This window comes from Variovorax sp. MSC1_012 (assembly GCF_023667525.1).
In the GTDB taxonomy this organism is placed as follows: domain Bacteria; phylum Pseudomonadota; class Gammaproteobacteria; order Burkholderiales; family Burkholderiaceae_C; genus Variovorax; species Variovorax beijingensis_B.
In genome coordinates, this window is sequence record NZ_CM174443.1 from 943,271 (window position 1) to 966,809 (window position 23,539).

Sequence of the window (23,539 nt, forward strand, 5' to 3'; positions counted from 1 at the left end):
AAGGGGCAAGGCAGAAGAAAGGACATACCTCATGCAACGTCGAGAACTCTTGAAGCTCCTGGCCGGCGCGCCACTCGCGGGCGCCGCCGGCCGGCTGGTGGCCGCCCCCGCTGCCGAAGGCGCCAAGCTGCTGGTCGTGTTCCTGCGCGGCGCCTACGACTGCGCCAGCCTGCTCGTGCCCACGGGCAGCGACTTCTACTATGCCTCGCGCCCCAACATCGCCATCGCCCGGCCCGGCATGCCCGGCGGCGCGCTGCCGCTGGACGGCAACTGGGGCCTGCACCCCGCGCTGGCACAAAGCGTGATGCCGATGTTCGAGCAGAAGCAGGCCTCCTTCATCGCCTTCGCCGGCACCGACGACCTCTCGCGCAGCCACTTCGAGACGCAGGACTCCATCGAACTGGGCCAGGCGCTCGACAAGCGCCGCGACTATGGCTCGGGCTTTCTCAACCGCCTGGCCTCCGTACTCGGTGCCGGACCGCTGGCCGGCGTGTCGCCCATGGCGTTCACCAACCAGCTGCCGATCGCGATGCGCGGCAGCGCCAAGGCCGCCAACATGGCACTCGCGGGCAGCGCGCGTCCCTCGATCGACGCGCGCCAGAGCGAGGTGATTTCGGCGATGTACCGCAACACGGCGCTGGCACGGCCGGTGGCCGAGGGCTTTCAGGTGCGCGACGAGGTGGTGCGCGCCATGCAGGCCGAGATGGACGCGGCCAGCCGCGACGCAATGACGGCCAAGGGCTTCGAACTCGTCGCACGCCGCATGGCACGGCTCATGCGCGAGCGCTTCGACATCGGCTTCGTCGACGTCGGCGGCTGGGACACGCACGTGGGGCAGGGCGGCGCCACCGGCTACCTTGCCAACCGCTTCGAGGAACTGGGCCGCGGCGTGGCCGGTTTCGCAGAGGAGATGGGCGACGACGCCTGGCGCCAGACCGTGGTGGTCGTCATCAGCGAGTTCGGCCGCACCTTCCGCGAGAACGGCAACCGGGGCACCGACCACGGGCACGGCAGCGTGTACTGGGTGCTCGGCGGCAGCCTCTCGGCGCGGGCCGGCGGGCGCATCGTGGGCGAGCAGCAGGAAGTGGCGCAGGCCACGCTGTTCCAGAACCGCGACTATCCGGTGCTCAACGAATACCGCGCGGTGTTTGGCGGGCTGTTCAAGCGGATGTACGGCCTTTCGCCGGCACAGCTTGCGCGGGTGTTCGAGGGGGTGGCGCCGAAGGATCTGCAGCTGGTCTAGCTGTCCGGCGCACCGGGCGCTCAGGAGCCGCCGAGAATCGGTGCATGCCTCACGCCGTCTCCTTCCTTCGCGCCGCGCGCCTGGCGCGAAGCGCCAAACCCTTTCTGGCCCGTGGCGGCTTCAAGCGCGAACGCTGCGCGGGCTGCCGCCTGGTTCCCAGCCATTGCATGTGCGCCGTGCGCCCTTCGGTGGCGACGCGCGCGGGTGTGTGCCTGCTCATGGCCGACATCGAGCCGCTCAAGCCCACCAACACCGGCTGGCTGGTCGCCGACGTGGTGGCCGATACCTTTGCCTTCGGCTGGGCCCGCACCGAAACCGATCCCGCGCTGCTGGCGCTGCTGAACGATCCGCAATGGCAGCCCTACGTGGTGTTCCCGGGGCAATATGCGGCGCCCGAGCGCGTGGTCCAGGCCGTTCCAGCGCCTGGTCCGGACGGCAGTGGCACCGGCAAACGGCCGCTCTTCATCCTGTTCGACGCGACATGGGCCGAGGCGCGCAAGATGTTCCGCAGAAGCCCTTACCTCGACCGGCTGCCGGTGCTGAGCCTGCAGCCGGAGCGGATCACGCAATACAGGCTGCGCAACTCCGGCCGCGACGACCACTTCTGCACCAGCGAGGTGGCCGCGATGTGCATGAGCCTGGCGGGCGAAAACCTTGCCGAACAGGCGCTGGAGGCGTACCTCGCGGTGTTCACGCACCACTATCTGCGTGCGAAGAACCAGCAGCCCATTGCCTGGGATGATGCGGCGCATCGGCGGCTGCGCGAGGTGTCCATCCGGCCGTCGACCTAATGTCGTCGAACTTGCCCGCGCTCATTGTCTAGCCTCGGCTTGCGGCACTTCCCGCAGCGCCTGCAGGCTGAGCGCAGGGGCTTTGGGCCCGCCGCAGAATAGGCGCTGGCATGCGCGTCACATCCAAAAAAGGAACATCCACCAATGACCACTTCATTGCAGCAACTCCTTGGCATCGAACTGCCGCTGATCCAGGCACCCATGGCGGGCGTGCAGGGCAGCGCCATGGCCATTGCGGTCAGCAACGCGGGCGGGCTCGGCTCGTTGCCCTGCGCCATGCTGAATGCCGACACCATGCGCCGCGAGCTCGCCGCGATCTGCGCCGGCACCGGCAGACCTTACAACGTCAACTTCTTCTGCCACACGCCGCCGGAGCCGAGCGCCGAGCGCGAGGCGGCATGGCGCAGCGCGCTGGCACCGTACTACGCCGAGTTCGGCATCGATGCCGCGAGCATCCCCACTGGCCCGGGGCGAAACCCGTTCAGCGCCGAAGTGGCTGACCTGCTGGCCGAGTTCCGTCCGGCGGTGGTGAGCTTTCATTTCGGGCTGCCTTCGGAGGTGCTGATGGCGCAGGTGCGCGGCTGGGGCGCGAAGGTGCTGGCCTCGGCCACCACGGTCGAGGAGGCGCTGTGGCTCGAAGCGCATGGCGTCGATGCGGTCATTGCGCAGGGGCTGGAAGCCGGCGGGCATCGCGGCCATTTCCTGTCGCACGACCTGACCATGCAGCCCGGCACCTTCGCGCTGTTGCCGCAAGTGGTGCGCGCGGTGCGGCTCCCGGTGATCGCGGCCGGCGGCATTGCCGATGCAGCCGGCGTGGCCGCCGCCATGGCGCTGGGCGCCGCGGGCGTGCAGGTGGGCACGGCCTACCTGCTGGCGCCCGAAGCCACCACCAGCGCAGTGCACCGCGCAGCACTGAAGAGCGATGCCGCGCGCCACACGGCGTTGACCAATCTCTTCACGGGCCGCCCCGCGCGCGGCATCGTCAACCGCGTGATGCGCGAACTGGGCCCGATCGGTGCGGCGGCGCCCGAGTTTCCGCTGGCCACGTCGGGCATTGCGCCGCTGCGCGCCAAGGCCGAGGCGCAAGGCAGCGGCGATTTTTCTCCGCTGTGGTCGGGGCAGAACGCCACCGGCTGCCGCGAGCTGCCGGCCGCCGAGATCACGCGCGCATTGGCGCAAGGTTTTCAATCTCTTATGGCCTGACGCCATGACCCAACTCCACCTGCCTTTCAAGTTTCTCGAGCAGGCCGCAGGGCCGAACGTGCGCGAGCCCTGGCTGCTGGTGCTGATGCACGGCGTCGGCAGCAACGAGCAAGACCTGTTCGGCCTGGCTCGGCTCATGCCGCCGCAGTTTCACGTGCTGAGCCTGCGCGCGCCGTATGTACTGTCGCCCGATGCCTATGCGTGGTTCGAGTTCCAGGTGCTGGCCGATGGCGAGCGGCGCATCAACGAGGCGCAGGAGCGCGAAAGCCGCTTCCTGGTGGGCGAGATGGTGGCCTCGGCGTCGCAGCAGCTCGGCGTGCCGCCGGAGCGCGTGGTGGTCGGCGGCTTCAGCCAGGGCGGCATCATGGCGCTGTCGCTGCTGCTGACACAGCCCGCGAAAGTGCGCGCCGCAATGGTGTGGCACGGCCGGCTGCTGCCGGAGGTGGCGGCGCACATCGCGGCGCCCGAGGCTTTCGAAGGCAAGGCGCTGTGGGTGAGCCACGGCAGCGCCGACAACGTGATTCCGCCAGGCGCCGCGCAGGCCTCGCGCGAGCTGGCGCGCGGCCTGCCGCTGGCCCTGTCGGGCGCCGATTTTCCGGGCGGCCACGAGATCCGCCCGGCCGAACTGCAAGGCGCGCTGGCCTGGCTGCAGTCGCTCGGTTCGGTGGCGGGCGCGTCCTAGCGGGCGAACTTTCTCGCCGGGGACGCGTCACAGGGCGTTACGGGACGAAGCCGCGGCCGGGTGCCGATCTGGTGCACCATAGCCGCTCGTCTCCCATTGCAATCCTCGAAAAAGGAAACCGCAGACATGTCCGACCGAGACATCCCCGAAATTCCCGACGCGCACGATCCGCGCGATGCGCCCGCGTACAGGCCGCGGCGCGAGACATCGACCGGAACCATCATCGTCATCGTGCTGCTGGCGATCGCGGCCGGATTCCTGGGCTGGCGCTGGTACCAGCAGCAACAGCCGCTGCCGGTCGAACCGCCTGTGGCCGCCGCCCCGAACGACGGGATTGCGCCCGCACCGCCCCCGGCGCTGCCCGAATCCCCGGAGCCGCAGAACCCCATCGATGCGATCGCGCTGCCCGAATCGGGGCTGCCCAAGGTCGCCGATTCCGATTCGCGCGTGATGAAGGCGCTCGTCGACCTGATGGGCAGCAAGAACGTGGCGGACTTCCTGCAGTTCGAAGGCATCGTGCGCCGCTTCGTGGCCACGGTCGACAACCTCGCGCGCGAGCAGTCGCCCGCGAGCACCTGGCCGGTGCAGCCGACGAAGCAGCGCTTCACCACCCAGGGCAAGGGCGAGAAGGAAACCATCGCACCCACCAATGCCGCGCGCTACAACCCCATCGTGATGCTGGCCGAGTCGATCGATCCGGCGAAGGCGGCCAAGGTGTATGCGCGGCTCTATCCGCTGTTCCAGCAGGCCTACGAGGAGCTCGGCTATCCGGGGCGCTATTTCAACGACCGGCTCGTCGCCGTGATCGACCATCTGCTGCAGGCGCCCGAGCCCGCCGGCCCGGTGCAGGTGCGCCTGGTCGAGGTGAAGAGCAACGTGCCGTCGCAGCGGCCGTGGGTGCGCTACGAGTACGCCGATCCGCAGCTCGAGTCGCTCTCGTCGGGCCAGAAGATCATGGTGCGCGTGGGACTGGAGAACGAGCGCAAGCTCAAGGCCAGCCTGCGCGGCTTCCGCGAGCAGATCGCCACGGGCGAGTTGATGAAGAAGAAACAGCAGCAGCAGCGCTGACTGGATGCGCCGTGTAGGCGCGGGCCGATTGCATGCGGCGCGGATGCCGGGGATGATTCGCGGAATCCCAAGATTTCGAGGACACCCGTATGAACCTGATGAGCGTCGACCTCTACCAGAGTGCCACCGATCCCGAGAAATTCCTGGCGCTTCCCGCGGGCACCGACCCCGCCGAGCTCATGGGTCCGATGACCTTCGACCGCGATTTCGCGTATGTCAGGTGCTACAAGGAAGGCTTCGAATTCGATCCGTCCGAAAGCTACGCAGGCGTCAATGCCGCGAAGATCGCCGCGGACATCCTCACCGTGAAATGGGCGATGTACCGCCGCGAAGCCTGAGGGGCTTTTTTCAGGCCTCTTCGGTTTCCTTGTAGTCGCCCACCGGCACGCAGCTGCAGAACAGGTTGCGGTCGCCATACACGTTGTCGACGCGGCCGATCGGCGGCCAGTACTTGGCCTGCTTGAGTTCCGTCAGCGGAAACGCGCCGAGTTCGCGCGAATAGGGGTGCGGCCATTCCGTTCCGAGCAGGCTGGCCGCGGTGTGCGGCGCATGCTTGAGCGGGTTGTCGTCCTTCGGCCAGACGCCTTCCTCGACACGGCGGATCTCGCCGCGGATCGCGATCATCGCGTCGATGAAGCGGTCGAGCTCGGCCAGCGGTTCGCTTTCGGTGGGCTCCACCATCAGCGTGCCGGGCACGGGAAAGCTCAGCGTCGGCGCATGGAAACCGTAGTCGATCAACCGCTTGGCCACGTCCTCGGCGGTGACGCCGCTGCTGTCCTTGAGCGGGCGCAGGTCGAGGATGCACTCGTGCGCGACGTGGCCGTTGGGGCTCGCGTACAGCGTGGGGTAGTGGTCCTTGAGGCGCGCGCTGATGTAGTTGGCGCTCAGGATCGCGGTTTCGGTCGCCGCCTGCAGGCCCTTGGCACCCATCATGCGGCAGTACATCCAGCTGATCGGCAGCACGGCCGCATTGCCGAGCGGCGCGGCCGAGACAGCACCCACGCCGTTCGATGCGACGCCGGCCGTCGCATGGCCCGGCAGGTACGGCACGAGGTCTTCCACCACGCACACCGGGCCCACGCCCGGACCGCCGCCGCCGTGCGGAATGCAGAAGGTCTTGTGCAGGTTCAGGTGGCTCACGTCGCCGCCGAATTCGCCCGGTGCGGCCACGCCGACCAGCGCATTCATGTTGGCGCCATCGACGTACACGCGGCCGCCGTGCTCGTGCACGAGCTCGCAGAGTTCCTTCACGCGGGTTTCGAACACGCCGTGCGTGCTCGGGTAGGTGATCATTACAGCCGCGAGCTTGTCGCTGTGCTTCTCGCAGGCGCGCTTCAGGTCGTCCATGTCGACATTGCCCTGCGCGTCGCAGGCCGTCACCACCACCTGCAGGCCCACCATCTGTGCGCTCGCGGGGTTGGTGCCATGCGCCGACGAAGGAATGAGGCAGATGTTGCGGTGTCCCTGGCCGTTGGCCTCATGGAAGGAGCGGATGGCCAGCAGGCCCGCGTATTCGCCCTGCGAGCCCGCGTTGGGCTGCAGGCTGATGCCCGCGTAGCCGGTGGCTTCGCAGAGCCAGGCGCGCAGCTGCGCGTCGAGCTGGGCGTAGCCCACCAGCTGCTCGGCCGGCGCAAAGGGATGGATGTTGGCGAACTCGGGCCAGGTGATCGGGATCATCTCGCTGGTCGCGTTGAGCTTCATGGTGCAGCTGCCGAGCGGGATCATGCTGCGGTCGAGCGCCAGGTCCTTGTCCGACAGGCTGCGGATGTAGCGCAGCATCGCGGTTTCGCTCTTGTGGGTGTTGAACACCGGGTGCGTGAGAAAGGCGCTGGTGCGGCGCAGGTCCTCGGGCAGGCGCGGCGCTGCGTTGGCCAGGTCGTCGAAGCGCGGCATCGGAGTGCCGGTGGGCACGAACAGCGCCCAGAGCGTCTCGATGTCGGCGCGCGTGGTGGTCTCGTCGAGCGAAATGCCCAGGTGCTGCTGCAGCCGTTGGCGCAGGTTGACGCCCGCGGCCTGGGCGCGCTCGATGATCTTCGGCGTGTCGTCGCCGGTGCGGATGGTCAGCGAATCGAAGGCGGTGGCGTTGACCGGCTCGCGGCCCATTTGCGCGAGGCCCTGCGCGAGGATGGCCGTGAGCGCGGCCACGCGCTGCGCGATGCGCGTGAGGCCGTCGGGGCCGTGGTACACGGCGTACATGCTGGCCACCACGGCCGGCAGCACCTGCGCGGTACAGATGTTGGAAGTGGCCTTCTCGCGGCGGATGTGCTGCTCGCGCGTCTGCAGCGCGAGGCGGTAGGCGGGCTGGCCGTGGGTGTCGACGCTCACGCCCACCAGGCGGCCCGGCAGCGAGCGCTTGAATTCGTCGCGGCAGGCCAGGTAGGCGGCGTGCGGGCCGCCGTTGCACATCGGCATGCCGAAGCGCTGCGTGGTGCCGCAGACGATGTCGGCGTCCCATTCGCCCGGCGGCGCGAGCAAGGTGAGCGCCAGCAGGTCGGCGGCCACGCAGAAGGCGGCGTCGCACTGGTGCGCATGGCCCGCGAGCGGGCGCAGGTCGTGCACGTGGCCGGTGGTGGCGGGGTACTGCGCAAGCACGCCGAAGAATTCGCCGCTCACCATCAGGTGCGGCAGAGTCTCGGAGACGGTGCTCACCTTCACCTCGATGCCCAGCGGCGCGGCGCGCGTCTTGATGACCTCGATGGTCTGCGGATGGCAGTCGCCCGACACCAGGAACACGTTGCTCTTCGACTTGACGCTGCGCTTGGCGAGCGTCATGGCCTCGGCGGCGGCCGTGGCTTCGTCGAGCATCGAGGCATTGGCGATGGCCATGCCTGTGAGGTCGCACACCATGGTCTGGAAGTTGAGCAGGGCTTCCATGCGGCCTTGCGAAATCTCGGCCTGGTAGGGCGTGTAGGCCGTGTACCAGGCGGGGTTCTCGAGCACGTTGCGCAGGATCACGCCCGGCGTGTGCGTGCCGTAGTAGCCCTGGCCGATGAAGCTCCTGAAGACCTTGTTCTTTGCAGCGATCGCCTTCAGTTCGGCCAGCGCATCGGCCTCCGTGGCGGGCGCCGGCAGCCGCATCGGCTTGGCGCGGCGGATGGCTGCGGGCACGATGCCGTCGATGAGCTCGGCGCGCGTTTCCGAGCCGATCACCGGCAGCATGCGCGCCTCGTCCGCCGCATCGATCCCGATGTGGCGGGCGAGAAACTCTTCGGCGTTCTCCAGTTGTTGCAAAGAGGGAAGGGCGGGAATCGGCATGGCGGGTGAAGGCTCGGGGATGAGGAAAAGGCGGCGTGCGAACTCGACGGATCAGGACTCGGCAGCGAACTTGTCGTAGCTGGCGGCGTCGAGCAGCGCGTCGAGCTGCGCGGGTTCGCTGAGCTTGACCTTGAAGAACCAGCCCGCGGCCAGCGGGTCGGTGTTGGCGAGCGAGGGATCGGCGCGCAGGGCTTCGTTCACTTCGGTGATCTCGCCCGACACGGGCATGAACACATCGGCCGCGGCCTTGACCGATTCGACGACACCGGCCACCTCGCCCTGGGCAAAGGTCTTGCCGACTTCAGGCAGGTCGACAAAGACCACATCGCCGAGCGCGTCCTGCGCATGCACGGTGATGCCGACGGTGGCTGCGCTGCCTTCGGCCGAGACCCATTCGTGGTCCTTGGTGTACTTGATGCTCATGGTGAATAACTCCTCGTGGAAAAAATGATGGTTGGAACGCAGCAGCGCCTAGCCGCGGTAGTAGCGCGTGGGCACGAAAGGCAGGGTCGAGACTTCCATCGGCACCGGCTTGCCGCGCACGATGGCCTGCACGCGCGTGCCGGGCTCGGAAAAGGCGGTGGCCACATAGCCCATGGCAATCGGGCGGTCGGCCGTCGGGCCGAGCAGGCCGCTCGTGACAAAGCCGATGTCCTTGCCTTCGAAGGATTGCAGCATGGTGCCGTCGCGCACCGGAATGCGTTCCAGGGCCACGAGGCCGACGCGCTTGCGCTTCAGCGTGTCGTGGTCGGTGTGGCCCGCGGCGCCGGCCGTGGCGGCGGCGAGCTGGGCCAGGACTTTGGCCGCGCCGGGGAAGCCGCCTTCGCGCGCACCGCCGGTGCGGCGCACCTTCTGGATCGCCCAGTTGAGCGAGGCCTCGACCGGCGTGGTGGTGGTGTCGATGTCGTTGCCGTAGAGGCACAGCCCCGCTTCCAGCCGCAGCGAATTGCGTGCGCCCAGGCCGATGGGCTTGACCTCGGGCTGCGCCAGCAGCAGGCGGGCCAGCGCGTCGGCATTCTGGCCGGCCACCGAGATCTCGAAGCCGTCCTCGCCGGTGTAGCCGCTGCGCGTGGCGAAGGCCGGAATGCCGCCGATCTGCACCGCGCCGCCCGTCATGAACACGAAGCGCTCGATGCCGGGCGACAGCCGCGCCAGCACCGCGGCCGCCTGCGGCCCCTGCAGCGCGAGCAGCGCGTGGTCGGGCAGCGGCTGCACCTCGCAGCGTTCGCCGATCTTCTGCTGGATGTGGGCGATGTCCGCCACCTTGCAGGCGCCGTTGACGATCACGAAGATCGAGCCGTGGCCTTCGTTGAAGAACATCAGGTCGTCGAGGATGCCGCCCTCGTCGTTCAGCAGCAGGCCGTAGCGCTGCTTGCCGGCGGCGAGGTCGATCACGTCGACCGGCATCAGCGTCTCGAAGGCGGCCGCCGCGTCCGGGCCGACCAGGCGTAGCTGGCCCATGTGCGAGATGTCGAACAGGCCGGCCGCATCGCGCGTGTGCCTGTGCTCGGCCATGAGGCCGGTGGGATACTGCACCGGCATCGAATAGCCCGCAAAGGGCACCATGCGGGCGCCGAGCTCCACGTGCAGGCCGTACAGCGGGGTCTTCAGGAGTTGTTCGGCGGAAGAGGAGTCGGAGGAAGCGGCCACGGGGCACTCCAAAGGGGCAGACGAATTCCATGGCGCGAGCCATGGGCCACCCCTGCTGTCCGCTTTACCTGAGAGATTCGCCCCACGATCGGGGTTTGCTCCTTCGGTGGGCCGCCGCATGATTGCAACGGCCTCTCTCCAGCAAGGAAGCGCCGGCATGCGCCAACGCTGTGTCAGTCCTTTTGCCTGAGCGTTCGGGAAACCCCTGCGCCTTCGGCGGCCCCGGCTGGCGGGGCTCTCTCCTGACCATGGGAGTGTAGTGGATCGCGGTCGCCCGGTCTGCGGCTCAGTGCACGGTCTCGGCCGGCGGCAGCAGCCGGTCGATGCGCTCGCGCAGCGACTCGGCCCGCTCGGCGCCGGCGGTTTTCTCGACCTCGGTGAGCATCAGCGCGGCAATGGTCAGCATCGCGCCGCGGTCGCGTGCCTCGCGCAGGGCGTCGCGCATCTGCAGCGCGAACTTGGGGTCGCGGCGCACGAACATGCGCTCGCAGATGTCGAACAGGAACATGCGCGTGGTGGCCAGCGAGCGCTTGCCGTCGAAATTGTCGGCCGCGGTCTGGATCTGGATCGGGTCGGCCGCGGGCACCGGGACGGGCTGCGCAGGCGCGGCGCCGGGCTTTGCGGCCGCTGCGGCCGCGACCGGCTTCGCGTCCTGCAGATAGCCTTTCAGCACCAGCGCCTGGATCGCCTGCTCGGCTTCGGTGCGGCTCGCGAACAGCGGGCTGAAGTCGGTCAGCGAACGCCGGCCGTCGGCCATCAGCAGCAGCGCGCGCTCGCGCTGGCTCAGCGTGCGCTGGCCGCCCTGGAGTTCGTCGCGTGCCTTGTCGGTCTTGGTGGGAAACATGGCGCCACAGCTTTCGGGAATCGAGGCTGCAGCATCGTTGCAAGCGGTGACATCTTCGTGAAACGTTTGCCTTACAGGGGACATTGCCGCGCAAAAAAAAGCAGCCTGCGAACAGGCTGCCGTTTCTTCTTTTTCGCGTTGTTTCCGCTACTTGGCGTACACCAGGTCGCGCAGCGCGAGCGATACCCACGGCACGTACGTGATTACCATCAGGCAGGCCAGGATCACCAGCACGAAGGGCACGAGGTATTTCACGATCCGGTCGAGCGAGATGCGCGCCACCGTGCAGGCCGCGAACAGGTTCACGCCGAAGGGCGGGGTGATCATGCCGAGCGCGAGGTTCACCACCATGATCAGCCCGAAGTGCACAGGGTCGATGCCGAAGTGCATCGCCACCGGCGCCAGGATGGGGGCGAGCACGATGATGGCCGCGCTGGTCTCGATGAACATGCCGATGACGAACAGCGCCGCATTCACGCCCAGCAGGAACATCGCGGGCGACTTCAGCACTTCCTGCAGCCAGTGGCCGATGGCGTCGGGCACCCCTGCGCGGGTGATCAGGAACGCGAACAGGCCCGCGTTGGCGATGATGAACATGATCACCGCCGACGACAGCACCGACTTGCGCAGGATGAGGTACAGGTCCTTGGGCTTGATCTCGCGGTAGATCACCATGCCGACCACCAGCGCATAGAACACCGCCACCGCCGAGGCTTCGGTGGGCGTGAAGATGCCGCCGTAGATGCCGCCCAGGATGATGACGGGCATCAGCAGCGCCCAGCCGGCCTGCCACGCCGCCTTGAAGAAAGGCATGCGGCCGTCGCCGTCGTTCTTGCCCCAGCCCCGCCACTTGCAGTAGACCCAGACAAACAGCATGAGCGCCAGGCTGATCAGAATGCCCGGCCCGAAGCCCGCAATGAACAGCTCGCCGATCGACACCTCGGCGCTCACGCCATAGAGAATCATCGGGATCGAGGGCGGAATGATCACGCCCAGCTCGGCGCTCGTGGCCTGCAGCGCAGCCGCGTACGCGGTGGGATAGCCATGCTTGATAAGCGCCGGAATCAGGATCGCACCGATGGCAAAGGTGGTCGCCACCGACGAGCCCGACACCGCCGCGAAGATCATGCAGGTGAGCACGCAGGTCATCGGCAGGCCGCCCTGCACACCGCCCACGATGCTCTTGGCAAATTCGACCAGCCGCCGCGAGATGCCGCCGGTTTCCATCAGGTTGCCCGCCAGGATGAAGAACGGAATCGCCGCCAGCGGAAACTTGTTGATGGAATTGAACATCTCCTTCACGGAGATCAGCATGTTGACGTTGGCCACCTGGATACCCAGGATCGACGCGAGCCCGATGGACACTGCCACCGAAACCGACAGTGCGAAACACAGCACCATCGTTGCAACCATCACAGGGGTCATTGCGCGGTCTCCAGTTCGAGCCGCTTGGGATCGAGAAAATTGCCAACAATGCCAAAAAGGCAAAAACCCGAACCGACCGGCAGCGCCAGGTACGACCACATCATCGACACGCTTTCAAGGCCCGCCATCGACTGCACGCGGCCGCGCATCGCGTAGTCCCAGCCCCACCAGAGAATGACCAGCATCAGCGCCAGCGCCGCGATGCTGACCACGGCGTCGAGCACGCGCTTGACGCGCGGCGGACTCCAGCGGTAGAGCACATCGACGCTCACCATCGCACCCTGGCGAAAAGCCATCGGGATGCCGAGGAACACCATCCAGATCAGGCTCATGCGGATCAGGATCTCGCTCCATTCGGCGGGTTGCTCCAGCACGAAACGCGTGACGATCTGGAACACGCCCAGGCCCGAGGCGATGACCAGCATCACGCAGGCGGCGATCATCGAGACGCCGGTGGTCCAGCGCTCGATGCCAAGAAATTTTTCTTTCATCTGCAATCGTGATGTTGAAAACAAAAAAGCCCGTCAGATGCAACTGAACGGGCGGACGATGCTACCTAAAAGATAGCACCGAGGGATCACTTGAAGTTGCGGATCTTGTCGAGGTTGGCCTTGCCGAAGTCCTTTTCGAACTGGGCGTTCACCGGTGCCAACGCTGCGACGAACCGGGTCTTGTCGACGTTGTCGATCACGGTCATGCCCTTGGCGCGCAGGTCGGCCACGCCCTTGGCATCGTCTTCGTCCACGCGCGCACGGTTGGCCCGGGTGCCTTCCTTGGCTGCATCGAGGAAGGCCTGCTTGTCGGCCGCGCTGAGCTTGTCGAACGAGGCCTTGTTCATCAGGAAGATGCACGGCGAGTAGACATGGCCGGTGAGCGACAGGTGCTTTTGCACCTGGTCGAACTTGGCCGCGATGATGACCGACAGCGGGTTCTCCTGGCCATCGACCGTGCCCTGCTGCAGGGCGGTGAACACTTCGGGGAAGGCCATTGGCGTGGTGACGATGCCGAAGGTCTTGTAGGCCGCGATGTGCACCGGGTTTTCCATGGTGCGCATCTTCAGGCCCTTGAGGTCTTCCGGCCCTTTCACGTCGCGCTTGCTGTTGGTCATGTGGCGGAAGCCGTTCTCGGCCCAGGCCAGCGCCTTGAAGCCCTTGGCATCGAACTTGGTCAGCAGGTCCTGGCCGATCGGGCCGTCGAGCACGGCGCGCGCGTGGGCCTTGTCGCGGAACAGGAAGGGCACGTCGAGAATCTTGGTCTCCGGCACGAAGTTGGGCACCGGGCCGGTCGAGGACAGCGCCAGCTCCTGCGTGCCGAGCTGCACCGCCTCGATCGATTCGCGCTCGCCGCCCAGCGAGCCGTTGTAGAAGGTCTGGACCTTGTAGCGGCCCGTGGTGCGCTTCTCGACTTCCTTGGCAAAGACGTCGATCGCGACGCCCTGGTGCGAGTTCTGCGCGGTGGAAATGCTGATCTTCATGGTGGTCTGCGCAAAGGCCGTGCAGGCCATGCCCATGCCCAGAACCAGGCCGGCGGCCAGTCGGGTCAATTTCATTCTTCTGTCTCCTGAGATGGAAAGGGGGAGTCGCAAAGCGTCGGCTTTGCGCGCAACCGATAACTATGCCGCAATAACCAGTTTGACCGCGTCGGGATTTTCACGGACGTAGTCGCGAATCACGGTCTCGAAGCTGGCGTCGGCCGACAGCCCCAGGCCCTTGGCCCGAGCGGCCTCGATGCGTCCGGGCCAGGTTTTCACGATGCGCTGGATCGCCGGATCGGGTGTGCGGTCGAGCAGGTCGGTGGCCGCCTTGCCGGCCACGCGTTCGAGCGCAGCGGCCATTTCGCCCACGGTGGTGGAAAGCGAGGGCAGGTTGAGCGCGGTGCGCGGGCCCCATTCGGCATCGCCGGCCTGGGCGGCGCGAATGATGCCTTCGACCGTGCGCGCCGGCGACGCGATGGCCACCGGCGTCTCGTCGGGCACCGGGCAGGCGGCGCGAATGCCCGCGAGCGGCTCGCGGATCATGCCGCTGAAAAAGCCCGAGGCCGCGCCGTTGGGCCGGCCGGGGCGCACGCTCACCGTCATGAGCCGCACGCTGCGCCCGCGCACGAAGCCCTTGCGCGTGTAGTCGGCCATCAGCTGCTCGCCGATGAATTTCTGGATGCCGTAGCTGGTCTGCGGCGTCGGCAGCGTGTGGTCCTCGATGACCGGCGGCAGCGGTTGCTCGGGCGAATCGCCGAACACCGCGAGCGAGCTGGCAAACACCAGCAGCGGCCGGGTGCCCACGGCGCGTGCCTTGTCGAGCAGCGCATGCGTGGCGGCGAAGTTGCTGCGCATGCCCAGGTCGAAGTCGGCCTCGCATTCGCCGCTGACCGCGGCGGCCAGGTGGAAGATGGCGTCGGCCCCGGTCCAGAGCGAGGCGTCGGGCGAGGCCAGCTGTTCGTTCAGGTCGCCGAGCGCAGCGCTGATGCGCGGGTCGGCCGCCAGGTCGGCCGGCGGCGCGGCCCGGTCGACCAGCGTGATGCGGGAAATGGCGCGTGCCGGCGCACCGGCCAGCGAAAGCTCGCCCTGCTTGAGCAGGGTGCGGGCAAGGCGTGCGCCCAGGAAGCCGGCGCCGCCCGTGATGACGATCTGCATGGTGGTCTTGTCTCCTTCGCCAACGAGCATAGCGCAGCGGAATGCGCGGCTCAGGCGACACTCGCACGATGAACCTGCGATTCGTCGAAGCCTTCCACTGGGCCGTGGCGCTCAAGAGCGTCACCCGTGCGGCCGAGAAGCTGCACCTCACGCAGTCGGCGCTGTCCAGCCGCATTGCCGCGCTCGAGCGCGAGCTCGGCGTTCTGCTGCTCGACCGGCGCGACAAGCAGTTCCGCCTCACGGTGGCGGGGCAGCGCTTCCATGCCTTCGCGCAGAAGCTGCTGGAGATGCAGATGCACATCAAGGCCGAGATGGGTTCGGGCACGGTGCGTGAGGCCGTGCTGCGCGTGGGCGCCATCGAATCGGTGGTGCACAGCTGGCTGACCGGCTGGCTCAAGCACATGCAGGCCACGCATCCGGACTTCGAGCTGGAACTCACCGTCGAAACCACGCCGGTGCTGGTCGACCAGCTGCAGCGCGGCAAGCAGGACCTGGTGTTTGCCGCGCTGCCGGCCACCGGCGACGGCGTGCGCACCCGCGCCGTGCCGCCGATGCCCATGTGCTTCGTCGGCCACCGCGAGCTGCACCTGAAGCGGCGCTACCGCCTGCCGGACCTGCTCTCGCTCGACCTGCTGACCTTCCAGCGCGGCTCGCAGCCGCACGTGGCGCTGCTCGAGCTGTTCCGCGAGGCCGGCAGCCCGCCGCCGCGGGTGCATGCGATCTCGTCGATCTCGGCGATGGCGCAGCTGGTGGAGGCGGGCTTCGGCGTGGCCGCGCTGCCGCGCGCGGTGGTCGAGCCGCTGGCGCGGCGCCTGCCGCTGCGCGTGCTGCCTTGCGACGTGACGCTGGAGCCGCTGCCCATCTACGCGAGCTACCGCGACGACCCCTCGTCGCCGCTGCCGGAGGCCGCGCTCGGCTCCGCCGTGGTGCATGCTTCGCACCGCATGGGGTCATCGAAAAAATCGATGACTTGAGAAAGAAACTTTGCGTTGGCGTTCGTGAGCGCGGATTCCCACAATCCGGCGCATCACACCACAGCGATGCTTCGGGCATCGGAAACGCCAAATGTCGAACCGTCCATCCTTCGCAGAACAGCCCGGCGCAGGCAGCAGCGCGCTGGCCGTGCGCCAAGCCTGCCGCAGCGGTGCGCTGAGCTCCCACACCAGCGGGCTCGCGAGCGCCCATGTGCAGGGCAACCTCGTGATCCTGCCGCGGGCGCATGCGGCCGACTTCCTGCGCTTCTGCCAGGCCAATCCCAAGCCGTGCCCCTTGCTCGGCGTGTCGGAAGCCGGTGACCCGGGGCTGCCGGCGCTTGGCGAGGACATCGACATCCGCACCGACCTGCCGCGCTACCGCGTATGGCAGGACGGCGTGCTGGCGGAAGAGCCCACCGACGTGCGCGCGCTCTGGAGCGACGACTTGGTGAGCTTCGTCATCGGCTGCTCCTTCACCTTCGAGCACGCGCTGATGGCCGAGGGCATCGTGCTGCGCCACGTCGAGCAAGGCCGCAACGTGGCGATGTACCGCACCGCGATGGCCACCGAGCCGGCCGGCGCTTTCCATGGGCCGATGGTGGTGTCGATGCGCCCGCTGCGCGCGGCCGATGCCATTCGCGCGGTACAGATCACCTCGCGCTTTCCGGCCGTCCACGGCGCGCCGGTGCACATCGGCGACCCGGCGCTGATCGGCATCCGCTCGATCACCGATCCCGACTATGGCGATGCGGTCGAGGTGATGCCTGACGAGCTGCCCGTGTTCTGGGCCTGCGGGGTCACGCCCCAGGCCGCGCTGGCCGCCGCCAGGCTGCCGTTCGCCATCACGCACGCGCCGGGCTCGATGCTCGTGACCGACCTGCTGCACCACCAGCTGGCCGCGTTCTAGTCGCGGCGCTGTCCACCCATTCAAAACGCAAGGAGACAACCCCATGAAGACCACCCTCGACGCCGCCCAGGCGGGCGACGACACGCAAGCCGGAGGCAGCTGGCTGCGCACGCTCAACCCGAACGAGAAACGCACGCTCACCGCATCCTTCAGCGGCTACGCGGTCGATGCCTTCGACTACTACACGCTGCCGCTGGTCACTCCCATCCTGCTGTCGCTGTGGGGCATGAGCAAGACCGAGGTGGGGTTGATCGGCACCGCCACGCTGGTGGCCTCGGCCATCGGTGGCTGGACGGCCGGCATCCTGGCCGACAGGTACGGCCGCGTGCGCATCCTGCAGCTCACGATCCTGGTGTTCGCGATCTTCACCTTTGCCTGCGGCCTGGCGCAAACGCCCGAGCAACTGCTGGTCGCCCGCACGCTGCAGGGCCTGGGCTTCGGCGGCGAATGGGCGGTGGGCTCGGTGCTCATCGCCGAGATGATCCGGCCCGCCTACCGGGGCAAGGCGGTGGGGCTGGTGCAGAGCAGCTGGGCCGTCGGATGGGGCGCGGCAGTGCTGGTGTCGATGGCGCTGTTCTCGTTCCTGCCGCCGGAGTATTCATGGCGCGCGATGTTCATGCTGGGCCTGCTGCCGGCGCTTTTGATCGTGTTCATCCGCCGCTCGATCCGCGACCCGGAGATCTACGTTCAGAGCCGCGCCGCCGTGGCGCGCGGCGATCGCAGCGGCAATTTCCTCGCGATCTTCAAGCCCGGCATGCTGGGCACCACGGTGCTCGCGAGCCTGCTGTTCACCGGCATGCAGGGCGGCTACTACGCGATCGGCGTCTGGCTGCCCACCTTCCTGAAGAACGAACGCCACCTCACGGTGCTGGGTTCGGGCGGCTACCAGTTCATGTTCATCGTCGGCGCCTTCATCGGCTACCTGTGCGGCGCCTACCTGTCGGACCGGCTCGGACGCCGCCGGGCCTTCATCCTGTTCGCTGTGGGCGCCGGATCGCTGGTCTATGCCTACACGCTGCTGCCCATCACAGACGGCCTGATGCTGCTGCTCGGCTTTCCGCTCGGCTTCTTCATGTCGGGCATCTTCAGCGGCGCGGGCGCCTTCCTGGCCGAGCTTTTTCCCAATGAGCTGCGCGGCTCCGGGCAGGGCTTTTGCTACAACTTCGGGCGCGGCATCGGCGCCACCTTTCCGGCGCTGGTCGGCGTGCTGAGCGACCGGATGCATCTTTCGCTGGGCACGGCCATCGGCGTATGCGCCGCGGTGGCCTATGCCATGGTGGTGATCGTGGCGCTCTGCCTGCCCGAGACGCGCGGGCGCGACCTGCGCCAGAACTGATCCGTATCGTTTTTTTCCAAGCCGATTTTTTTCATGACTACGCATTCCCTTCTCCCGTCCCGTTGGCAGTTCTGGATCGACCGCGGCGGCACCTTCACCGACCTGGTCGGCCGCGACCCCGAGGGCGGCCTGCACACGCTCAAGCTGCTGTCGGAGAACCCCGAGCAGTACAAGGATGCCGCCGTCGAAGGCATCCGCCGCCTGCTGAAGCTCGCGCCCGGCGAGGCCGTGACGCCCGAGCGCGTCGAATGCGTGAAGATGGGCACCACCGTGGCCACCAACGCGCTGCTGGAGCGCAAGGGCGAGCCGACGGTGCTGGTCACTACCACGGGCTTTCGCGATGCGCTGCGCATCGCCACGCAGGCGCGGCCGCGGCTGTTCGACCGCCGCATCGTGCTGCCCGAACTGCTCTACCAGCGCGTGATCGAGGCCGGCGAGCGCATGGATGCGCAGGGCGGCGTCGTGCAGCTGCTGGACGAGCACGCGCTGACCACCGCGCTGCAGGATGCCTTCGATGCCGGCCTGCGCGCCTGCGCCATCGTGTTCATGCACGGCTGGCGCTACGCCGCGCACGAACTGGCGGCCGAGCGCATCGCGCGCGCCATCGGCTTCACGCAAGTGTCGGTGTCGCACAAGACCAGCCCGCTCATGAAGCTGGTGCCGCGCGGCGACACCACGGTGGTCGACGCCTACCTGAGCCCGATCCTGCGGCGCTACGTGGAGCAGGTGTCGCACCAGATGCCGGGCGTGCCGCTGTTCTTCATGCAGAGCTCGGGCGGGCTCACGCAGGCCGACCGCTTCCAGGGCAAGGACGCGATTCTCTCGGGCCCGGCCGGCGGCATCGTCGGCATGGCGCGCACCGCGCTCGACGCGGGCCACGCGCGCGTGATCGGCTTCGACATGGGCGGCACTTCCACCGACGTGTCGCACTACGTCGGCGAGTTCGAGCGTTCCTTCGAAACGCAAGTGGCGGGCGTGCGCATGCGCGCGCCGATGATGAGCATCCACACGGTGGCCGCGGGCGGCGGCTCGGTCGTCGCCTTCGACGGCGCGCGGCTGCGCGTGGGGCCGGAGTCGGCCGGTGCCAACCCGGGGCCGGCCAGCTACCGGCGCGGCGGTCCGCTGACCACCACCGATGCGAACGTGCTGCTCGGCAAGATCCAGCCCTCGCATTTTCCGCATGTGTTCGGGCCGAACGCCGATGAACCGCTCGACCTGGCGGCCGCGCGGCACGGCTTCGATGCCATGGCGCGCCGCATGTCGGAGGCCACGGGCCGCACCGTGAGCGCCGAGGAGGTGGCGAGCGGTGCGCTGCGCATCGCGGTGGCCAGCATGGCCAATGCCATCAAGCGCATCTCGGTGGCGCGCGGCTACGACGTCACGCAGTACACGCTGCAGTGCTTCGGCGGCGCAGGCGGCCAGCATGCCTGCCTGGTGGCCGATGCGCTCGGCATGCGCAGCGTCTACCTGCATCCGCTCGCGGGCGTGCTCTCGGCCTTCGGCATGGGGCTGGCCGACCAGCTCGCGATGCGCGAGCTGGCGCTGGAGCGCCGGCTCGATGGCCAGGGGCTGGCGGCGGCGCGCGAGGCGGCAGCTTCGCTGTCGGCACAGGCCAAAGGAGAACTGCGCGAGCAGGGCGTGGCCGATGCGGCCATTGCCGCGGTGCACTGCGTGCAGCTGCGCTACGAGGGAACCGACACCGCGCTGGCCTGCGCGCTGCCCATGGCGGGTTCGGCCGACGACGCGATCGCGGCCATGCGCGAAGAATTCGAAACCGGCTATCGCCGCCGCTTCGCCTTCCTGATGGCCGAGCGCGCGCTCGTGATCGAGGCGGTGACGGTCGAAGCAGTGGGCGCCGGCGAGCGTGCGGCGCCCGCAGCCGCACAAGGCGATGCGGCCACTCATGCACCCGAACCACTGGCCGCTGTGCGCATGTACTGCGAAGCCGACGAGAAGGCCGCGGGCTGGCGTGATGCCGCGCTGTTCGACGAGGCGGCGCTCAAGCCCGGTGCGTCCCTCGAAGGCCCCGCCATCCTCGCGGGCCGCAACGCCACCACGGTGATCGAGCCCGGCTGGCAGGCGCGCGCCACCGCGGCCGGCATCGAGCTGCACCGCGTGCGCCCGCGCGTGGCCACGCAGGCCCTGGGCACCAGCGCCGATCCGGTGATGCTCGAGGTGTTCAACAACCTCTTCATGAACATTGCCGAGCAGATGGGCCTGCGGCTGCAGAACACGGCCTACTCGGTGAACATCAAGGAGCGGCTCGACTTCTCCTGCGCGCTGTTCGACGTCGAGGGCAAGCTGATCGCCAATGCGCCGCACATGCCGGTGCACCTGGGCTCGATGAGCGAGTCGATCAAGATCGTGATCGACGGCAACCCCGGCATGAAGCCGGGCGATGTCTTCGTGCTGAACGACCCCTACCACGGCGGCACGCACCTGCCCGACATCACGGTGGTCACGCCGGTGTACCTGGCGCCGGGCGATGCGCGGCCGTCGTTCTACGTGGCGTCGCGCGGCCACCATGCCGACGTGGGCGGCATCACGCCGGGCTCGATGCCGCCGTTCTCGGCCACCATCGGCGACGAGGGCGTGCTGATCGACAACTTCAAGCTGGTGGAGGGCGGGCGCCTCTGCGAAGCCGAGCTGCGCGCGCTGCTGGGCAGCGGCACCCATCCGTCGCGCAACATCGAGCAGAACCTGGCCGACCTGCGCGCGCAGATCGCCGCCAACGAGAAGGGCGTGCAGGAGCTGCAGGCCATGGTCGCGCAGTTCGGCCGCGAGACTGTGGCGGCCTACATGGGCCACGTGCAGGACAACGCCGAGGAGTCGGTGCGCCGCGTCATCACGGCGCTGAAGAACGGCGAGTTCACGCTGCCGCTGGACAACGGTGCGCAGATCCGCGTGCGGGTCACGGTCGATGCCGTCAGGCGCTCGGCCTCGGTCGACTTCACAGGCACCAGCGCGCAGCTGGCCAACAACTTCAACGCGCCGCGCGCCATCACCATGGCGGCCGTGCTGTACGTGTTCCGCACGCTGGTGGACGACGACATTCCGCTCAACGCGGGCTGCCTCAAGCCCATCGAGGTGATCGTGCCGGACGGCTGCATGCTCAATCCGCTGCCGCCGGCCGCGGTGGTGGCGGGCAACGTCGAAACTTCGAGCTGCGTGACCAATGCGCTCTACGGCGCGCTCGGCGTGATGGCTGCGAGCCAGTGCACCATGAACAACTTCACCTTCGGCGACGGCGAGCACCAGTACTACGAAACCATCTCGGGCGGCTCGGGCGCGGGCCCGGGCTTCGACGGCACGAGCGTGGTGCAGACCCACATGACCAACTCGCGCCTGACGGACCCCGAGGTGCTCGAGTTCCGCTATCCGGTGCGGCTCGACAGCTATCGTCTGCGCACCGGCTCGGGTGGGGCGGGGCGCTGGCGCGGCGGCGACGGCGGCGTGCGGCGCGTGCGTTTCCTGGCGCCGATGACGGCGTCGATCCTCAGCAACGGCCGCCGCCACGGCGCGTTCGGCGGTGCGGGCGGCGAGGCCGGCGCGGTGGGCATCAACCGTGTCGAGCGGGCCGACGGCAGCATCGAGGAACTTGGCCACATCGGGCAGGTGCAGATGCGGCCGGGCGATGTGTTCGTGATCGAGACGCCTGGTGGGGGCGGGTGGGGCGAAAACGGGCGCTGAACTGCGTTCTGTCCTGGGGTGCGCTCCCGCCGACGGGGGACATTCGCGGAGGGGAGTACCCGGTGACCTGTGCACGCGCCCCGAACAAGAGCGCCAGGAACAACAGCGCTCCGAGAAGAACTACATCCCCACGTAATTCGGCCCGCCGCCCCCTTCGGGCGTGACCCACACGATGTTCTGCGTCGGGTCCTTGATGTCGCAGGTCTTGCAGTGCACGCAGTTCTGCGCGTTGATCTGCAGGCGCTCCTTGCCGGCCTTGGCTTCGTCGGGCACGAACTCGTACACGCCGGCCGGGCAGTAGCGGCTTTCGGGGCCCGCGAACTTCGACAGGTTGATGTTCACCGGCACCGACGCGTCCTTGAGTGTCAGGTGCGCTGGCTGCTGCTCCTCGTGGTTGGTGTTGCTGATGAACACGCTCGAGAGGCGGTCGAAGGTCAGCTTGCCGTCCGGCTTCGGATAGGCGATGGGCTTGCACTCCGCCGCGGGCTTGAGGTACAGGTGGTCGGGCTTGTTGCGGCGCAGGGTCCATGGAATATGGCCCTTGAGCAGCCACTGCTCGATGCCGTTCATGAAGGTGGCAATGCCCAGGCCCTTCTTGAACCAGGCCTTGAAGTTGCGTGCCTTGTTCAGCTCCGCGTAGAGCCAGCTCTTCTCGAACGCGGCCGGGTAGGCCGTGAGCTCGTCGTGCTGGCGACCGGCCTGCACCGCGTCGAAGGCCGCTTCGGCGGCCAGCATGCCGGTCTTGATGGCGGCATGGCTGCCCTTGATGCGGCTCACGTTGAGGTAGCCCGCCTCGCAGCCGACCAGCGCGCCGCCCGGGAACACCGTCTTGGGCAGCGACATCAGGCCGCCGGCCGTGATGGCGCGCGCGCCGTAGCCGATGCGCTTGCCGGGCTTGATGCCCTGGGCCTCGTCGCCTTCGAGGTACCAGCGGATGTTGGGATGCAGCTTCCAGCGCTGCATTTCCTCGAACGGGCTCAGGTACGGGTTGCTGTAGTCCAGGCCCGTGATGAAGCCCATCGTGACCTTGTTGTCCTCCATGTGATAGAGGAAGGCGCCGCCATAGGTGTCGCTCTTCATCGGCCAGCCGGCCGTGTGCAGCACGAAGCCGGGCTGGTGGCGCTTGGGGTCGATTTCCCACACTTCCTTCACGCCTAGGCCGTAGGTCTGCGGGTCCTTGCCTTCGTCGAGCTTGAACCTGCTGATGAGCTGGCGACCCAGGTGGCCGCGCGCGCCTTCGGCAAACACCGTGTACTTGCCCAGCAGCTCCATGCCGAGCTGGAAGTTCTCGGTGGGTTCGCCGTCCTTGCCCACGCCCATGTTGCCGGTGGCCACGCCGCGCACCGAGCCGTTCTCGTTGTAGAGCACCTCGGCCGCCGGAAAGCCCGGGAAGATCTCCACGCCCAGGTTCTCGGCCTGCTGCGCCAGCCACTTGGTGAAGGCGCCCAGGCTGATGATGTAGTTGCCGTGGTTCTGGAAGCAGGCCGGCAGGAAGAGGTTGGGCGTGCGCAGGGCCGACTTCTCGCCGAGGAACACCATGGCGTCGTCGGTCACGGGCTGGTTCAGCGGGGCGCCCTGTTCCTTCCAGTCGGGCAGCAGCTCGTTGAGCGCGCGCGGGTCCATGATGGCGCCCGAGAGAATGTGCGCGCCGGGCTCGGAGCCCTTCTCGAGCACCACCACCGAGATTTCCTTGTCGTGCTGGGCCGCCAGCTGCTTGAGCCGGATGGCGGTCGAGAGGCCGGCCGGGCCGCCGCCGACGACCACCACGTCATATTCCATGGATTCGCGGGGGCCGAACTGGGCGAGGATTTCGTCGTGGGTCATGTGGGTCTCGTCGATAAT

General features: G+C 68.0%; 19 protein-coding genes and 2 riboswitches. Of the genes, 10 read left to right on the forward strand and 9 right to left on the reverse strand.

All coding sequences use genetic code 11. The annotated features are described in order from the left end of the window. Positions 1-31 precede the first annotated feature (31 nt). From L1081_RS04365 to L1081_RS04390, 6 genes are all read left to right on the forward strand, one after another. A complete protein-coding gene (locus L1081_RS04365) occupies positions 32-1,243 on the forward strand; it encodes a DUF1501 domain-containing protein (RefSeq protein ID WP_489415353.1) in 1,212 nt (403 codons plus the stop codon). A gap of 44 nt (positions 1,244-1,287) precedes the next feature. Beyond that, positions 1,288-2,034, forward strand: a complete 747-nt coding sequence (locus L1081_RS04370; protein WP_489415354.1) for a DTW domain-containing protein — start codon at positions 1,288-1,290, stop codon at positions 2,032-2,034. A 144-nt stretch (positions 2,035-2,178) separates the two neighbouring features. Further along, the gene (locus tag L1081_RS04375; RefSeq protein WP_489415355.1) at positions 2,179-3,237 is read left to right on the forward strand and encodes a DUF561 domain-containing protein; all 1,059 of its coding nucleotides are present in this window, start codon (positions 2,179-2,181) and stop codon (positions 3,235-3,237) included. A 4-nt stretch (positions 3,238-3,241) separates the two neighbouring features. Further along, complete coding sequence (locus tag L1081_RS04380) at positions 3,242-3,919, forward strand: dienelactone hydrolase family protein (RefSeq protein WP_489415356.1); 678 nt, start codon at positions 3,242-3,244, stop codon at positions 3,917-3,919. A gap of 126 nt (positions 3,920-4,045) precedes the next feature. Further along, on the forward strand, positions 4,046-4,987 hold the full coding sequence (locus tag L1081_RS04385; protein ID WP_489415357.1) for a DUF3014 domain-containing protein: 942 nt from the start codon (positions 4,046-4,048) through the stop codon (positions 4,985-4,987). An 89-nt stretch (positions 4,988-5,076) separates the two neighbouring features. Next, positions 5,077-5,325, forward strand: coding sequence for a hypothetical protein (locus L1081_RS04390; protein ID WP_489415358.1), 249 nt, complete (start codon positions 5,077-5,079; stop codon positions 5,323-5,325). Between the two features lie 10 nt (positions 5,326-5,335). On the opposite strand, the gene gcvP is transcribed toward L1081_RS04390, so the two are convergent. From gcvP to denD, 8 genes are all read right to left on the reverse strand, one after another. After that, entirely contained in the window at positions 5,336-8,242 is a 2,907-nt protein-coding gene (gene gcvP / locus L1081_RS04395) for an aminomethyl-transferring glycine dehydrogenase (RefSeq protein ID WP_489415359.1), read from the reverse strand. A 51-nt stretch (positions 8,243-8,293) separates the two neighbouring features. Next, positions 8,294-8,665, reverse strand: a complete 372-nt coding sequence (gcvH, locus tag L1081_RS04400; RefSeq protein WP_012748398.1) for a glycine cleavage system protein GcvH — start codon at positions 8,663-8,665, stop codon at positions 8,294-8,296. 48 nt (positions 8,666-8,713) lie between these two features. After that, positions 8,714-9,892, reverse strand: coding sequence for a glycine cleavage system aminomethyltransferase GcvT (gene gcvT, locus L1081_RS04405; RefSeq protein ID WP_489415360.1), 1,179 nt, complete (start codon positions 9,890-9,892; stop codon positions 8,714-8,716). 45 nt (positions 9,893-9,937) lie between these two features. Continuing rightward, a riboswitch (glycine riboswitch) is annotated at positions 9,938-10,044 on the reverse strand. A 12-nt stretch (positions 10,045-10,056) separates the two neighbouring features. After that, positions 10,057-10,147, reverse strand: a riboswitch (glycine riboswitch). A gap of 31 nt (positions 10,148-10,178) precedes the next feature. Beyond that, positions 10,179-10,736, reverse strand: a complete 558-nt coding sequence (locus tag L1081_RS04410; protein ID WP_489415361.1) for a hypothetical protein — start codon at positions 10,734-10,736, stop codon at positions 10,179-10,181. Between the two features lie 147 nt (positions 10,737-10,883). After that, positions 10,884-12,161, reverse strand: a complete 1,278-nt coding sequence (locus tag L1081_RS04415) for a TRAP transporter large permease subunit (RefSeq protein ID WP_489415362.1) — start codon at positions 12,159-12,161, stop codon at positions 10,884-10,886. Next, positions 12,158-12,652, reverse strand: a complete 495-nt coding sequence (locus L1081_RS04420) for a TRAP transporter small permease subunit (RefSeq protein WP_489415363.1) — start codon at positions 12,650-12,652, stop codon at positions 12,158-12,160. Before L1081_RS04420 ends, L1081_RS04415 begins: the two co-directional genes overlap by 4 nt. 86 nt (positions 12,653-12,738) lie before the next feature. Next, entirely contained in the window at positions 12,739-13,710 is a 972-nt protein-coding gene (locus tag L1081_RS04425) for a DctP family TRAP transporter solute-binding subunit (RefSeq protein ID WP_489415364.1), read from the reverse strand. A 63-nt stretch (positions 13,711-13,773) separates the two neighbouring features. After that, complete coding sequence (gene denD / locus L1081_RS04430) at positions 13,774-14,790, reverse strand: D-erythronate dehydrogenase (RefSeq protein ID WP_489415365.1); 1,017 nt, start codon at positions 14,788-14,790, stop codon at positions 13,774-13,776. Positions 14,791-14,858: 68 nt separating this feature from the next. Between denD and L1081_RS04435 the strand changes: the two genes are divergently transcribed. The 4 genes from L1081_RS04435 to L1081_RS04450 all read left to right on the forward strand — a co-directional run bounded on the left by L1081_RS04435 (position 14,859) and on the right by L1081_RS04450 (position 21,697). After that, a complete protein-coding gene (locus L1081_RS04435) occupies positions 14,859-15,764 on the forward strand; it encodes a LysR family transcriptional regulator (protein ID WP_319438511.1) in 906 nt (301 codons plus the stop codon). A 91-nt stretch (positions 15,765-15,855) separates the two neighbouring features. Continuing rightward, positions 15,856-16,671, forward strand: a complete 816-nt coding sequence (locus L1081_RS04440; RefSeq protein WP_489415366.1) for a putative hydro-lyase — start codon at positions 15,856-15,858, stop codon at positions 16,669-16,671. A 43-nt stretch (positions 16,672-16,714) separates the two neighbouring features. Next, a complete protein-coding gene (locus L1081_RS04445; protein ID WP_489415367.1) occupies positions 16,715-18,007 on the forward strand; it encodes an MFS transporter in 1,293 nt (430 codons plus the stop codon). A 33-nt stretch (positions 18,008-18,040) separates the two neighbouring features. Further along, on the forward strand, positions 18,041-21,697 hold the full coding sequence (locus L1081_RS04450; RefSeq protein WP_489415368.1) for a hydantoinase B/oxoprolinase family protein: 3,657 nt from the start codon (positions 18,041-18,043) through the stop codon (positions 21,695-21,697). A gap of 120 nt (positions 21,698-21,817) precedes the next feature. Here L1081_RS04450 and L1081_RS04455 read toward each other — a convergent pair whose 3' ends face one another. Next, positions 21,818-23,521 (reverse strand): 4Fe-4S dicluster domain-containing protein, encoded by a 1,704-nt coding sequence (locus L1081_RS04455; protein WP_489415369.1) that lies wholly within the window; start codon positions 23,519-23,521, stop codon positions 21,818-21,820. Positions 23,522-23,539: the final 18 nt, after the last annotated feature.

Coding starts and splice junctions, on each gene's coding strand:
- L1081_RS04445 (WP_489415367.1), top strand. CDS start 16,715: ATGAAGACCACCCTCGACGCCGCCCAGGCGGGCGACGACACGCAAGCC.
- L1081_RS04455 (WP_489415369.1), bottom strand. CDS start 23,521: ATGACCCACGACGAAATCCTCGCCCAGTTCGGCCCCCGCGAATCCATG.
- L1081_RS04385 (WP_489415357.1), top strand. CDS start 4,046: ATGTCCGACCGAGACATCCCCGAAATTCCCGACGCGCACGATCCGCGC.
- L1081_RS04370 (WP_489415354.1), top strand. CDS start 1,288: ATGCCTCACGCCGTCTCCTTCCTTCGCGCCGCGCGCCTGGCGCGAAGC.
- L1081_RS04410 (WP_489415361.1), bottom strand. CDS start 10,736: ATGTTTCCCACCAAGACCGACAAGGCACGCGACGAACTCCAGGGCGGC.
- L1081_RS04435 (WP_319438511.1), top strand. CDS start 14,859: ATGAACCTGCGATTCGTCGAAGCCTTCCACTGGGCCGTGGCGCTCAAG.
- L1081_RS04390 (WP_489415358.1), top strand. CDS start 5,077: ATGAACCTGATGAGCGTCGACCTCTACCAGAGTGCCACCGATCCCGAG.
- L1081_RS04365 (WP_489415353.1), top strand. CDS start 32: ATGCAACGTCGAGAACTCTTGAAGCTCCTGGCCGGCGCGCCACTCGCG.
- denD (WP_489415365.1), bottom strand. CDS start 14,790: ATGCAGATCGTCATCACGGGCGGCGCCGGCTTCCTGGGCGCACGCCTT.
- L1081_RS04420 (WP_489415363.1), bottom strand. CDS start 12,652: ATGAAAGAAAAATTTCTTGGCATCGAGCGCTGGACCACCGGCGTCTCG.
- gcvP (WP_489415359.1), bottom strand. CDS start 8,242: ATGCCGATTCCCGCCCTTCCCTCTTTGCAACAACTGGAGAACGCCGAA.
- L1081_RS04450 (WP_489415368.1), top strand. CDS start 18,041: ATGACTACGCATTCCCTTCTCCCGTCCCGTTGGCAGTTCTGGATCGAC.
- L1081_RS04440 (WP_489415366.1), top strand. CDS start 15,856: ATGTCGAACCGTCCATCCTTCGCAGAACAGCCCGGCGCAGGCAGCAGC.
- L1081_RS04425 (WP_489415364.1), bottom strand. CDS start 13,710: ATGAAATTGACCCGACTGGCCGCCGGCCTGGTTCTGGGCATGGGCATG.
- L1081_RS04380 (WP_489415356.1), top strand. CDS start 3,242: ATGACCCAACTCCACCTGCCTTTCAAGTTTCTCGAGCAGGCCGCAGGG.
- gcvH (WP_012748398.1), bottom strand. CDS start 8,665: ATGAGCATCAAGTACACCAAGGACCACGAATGGGTCTCGGCCGAAGGC.
- L1081_RS04375 (WP_489415355.1), top strand. CDS start 2,179: ATGACCACTTCATTGCAGCAACTCCTTGGCATCGAACTGCCGCTGATC.
- L1081_RS04415 (WP_489415362.1), bottom strand. CDS start 12,161: ATGACCCCTGTGATGGTTGCAACGATGGTGCTGTGTTTCGCACTGTCG.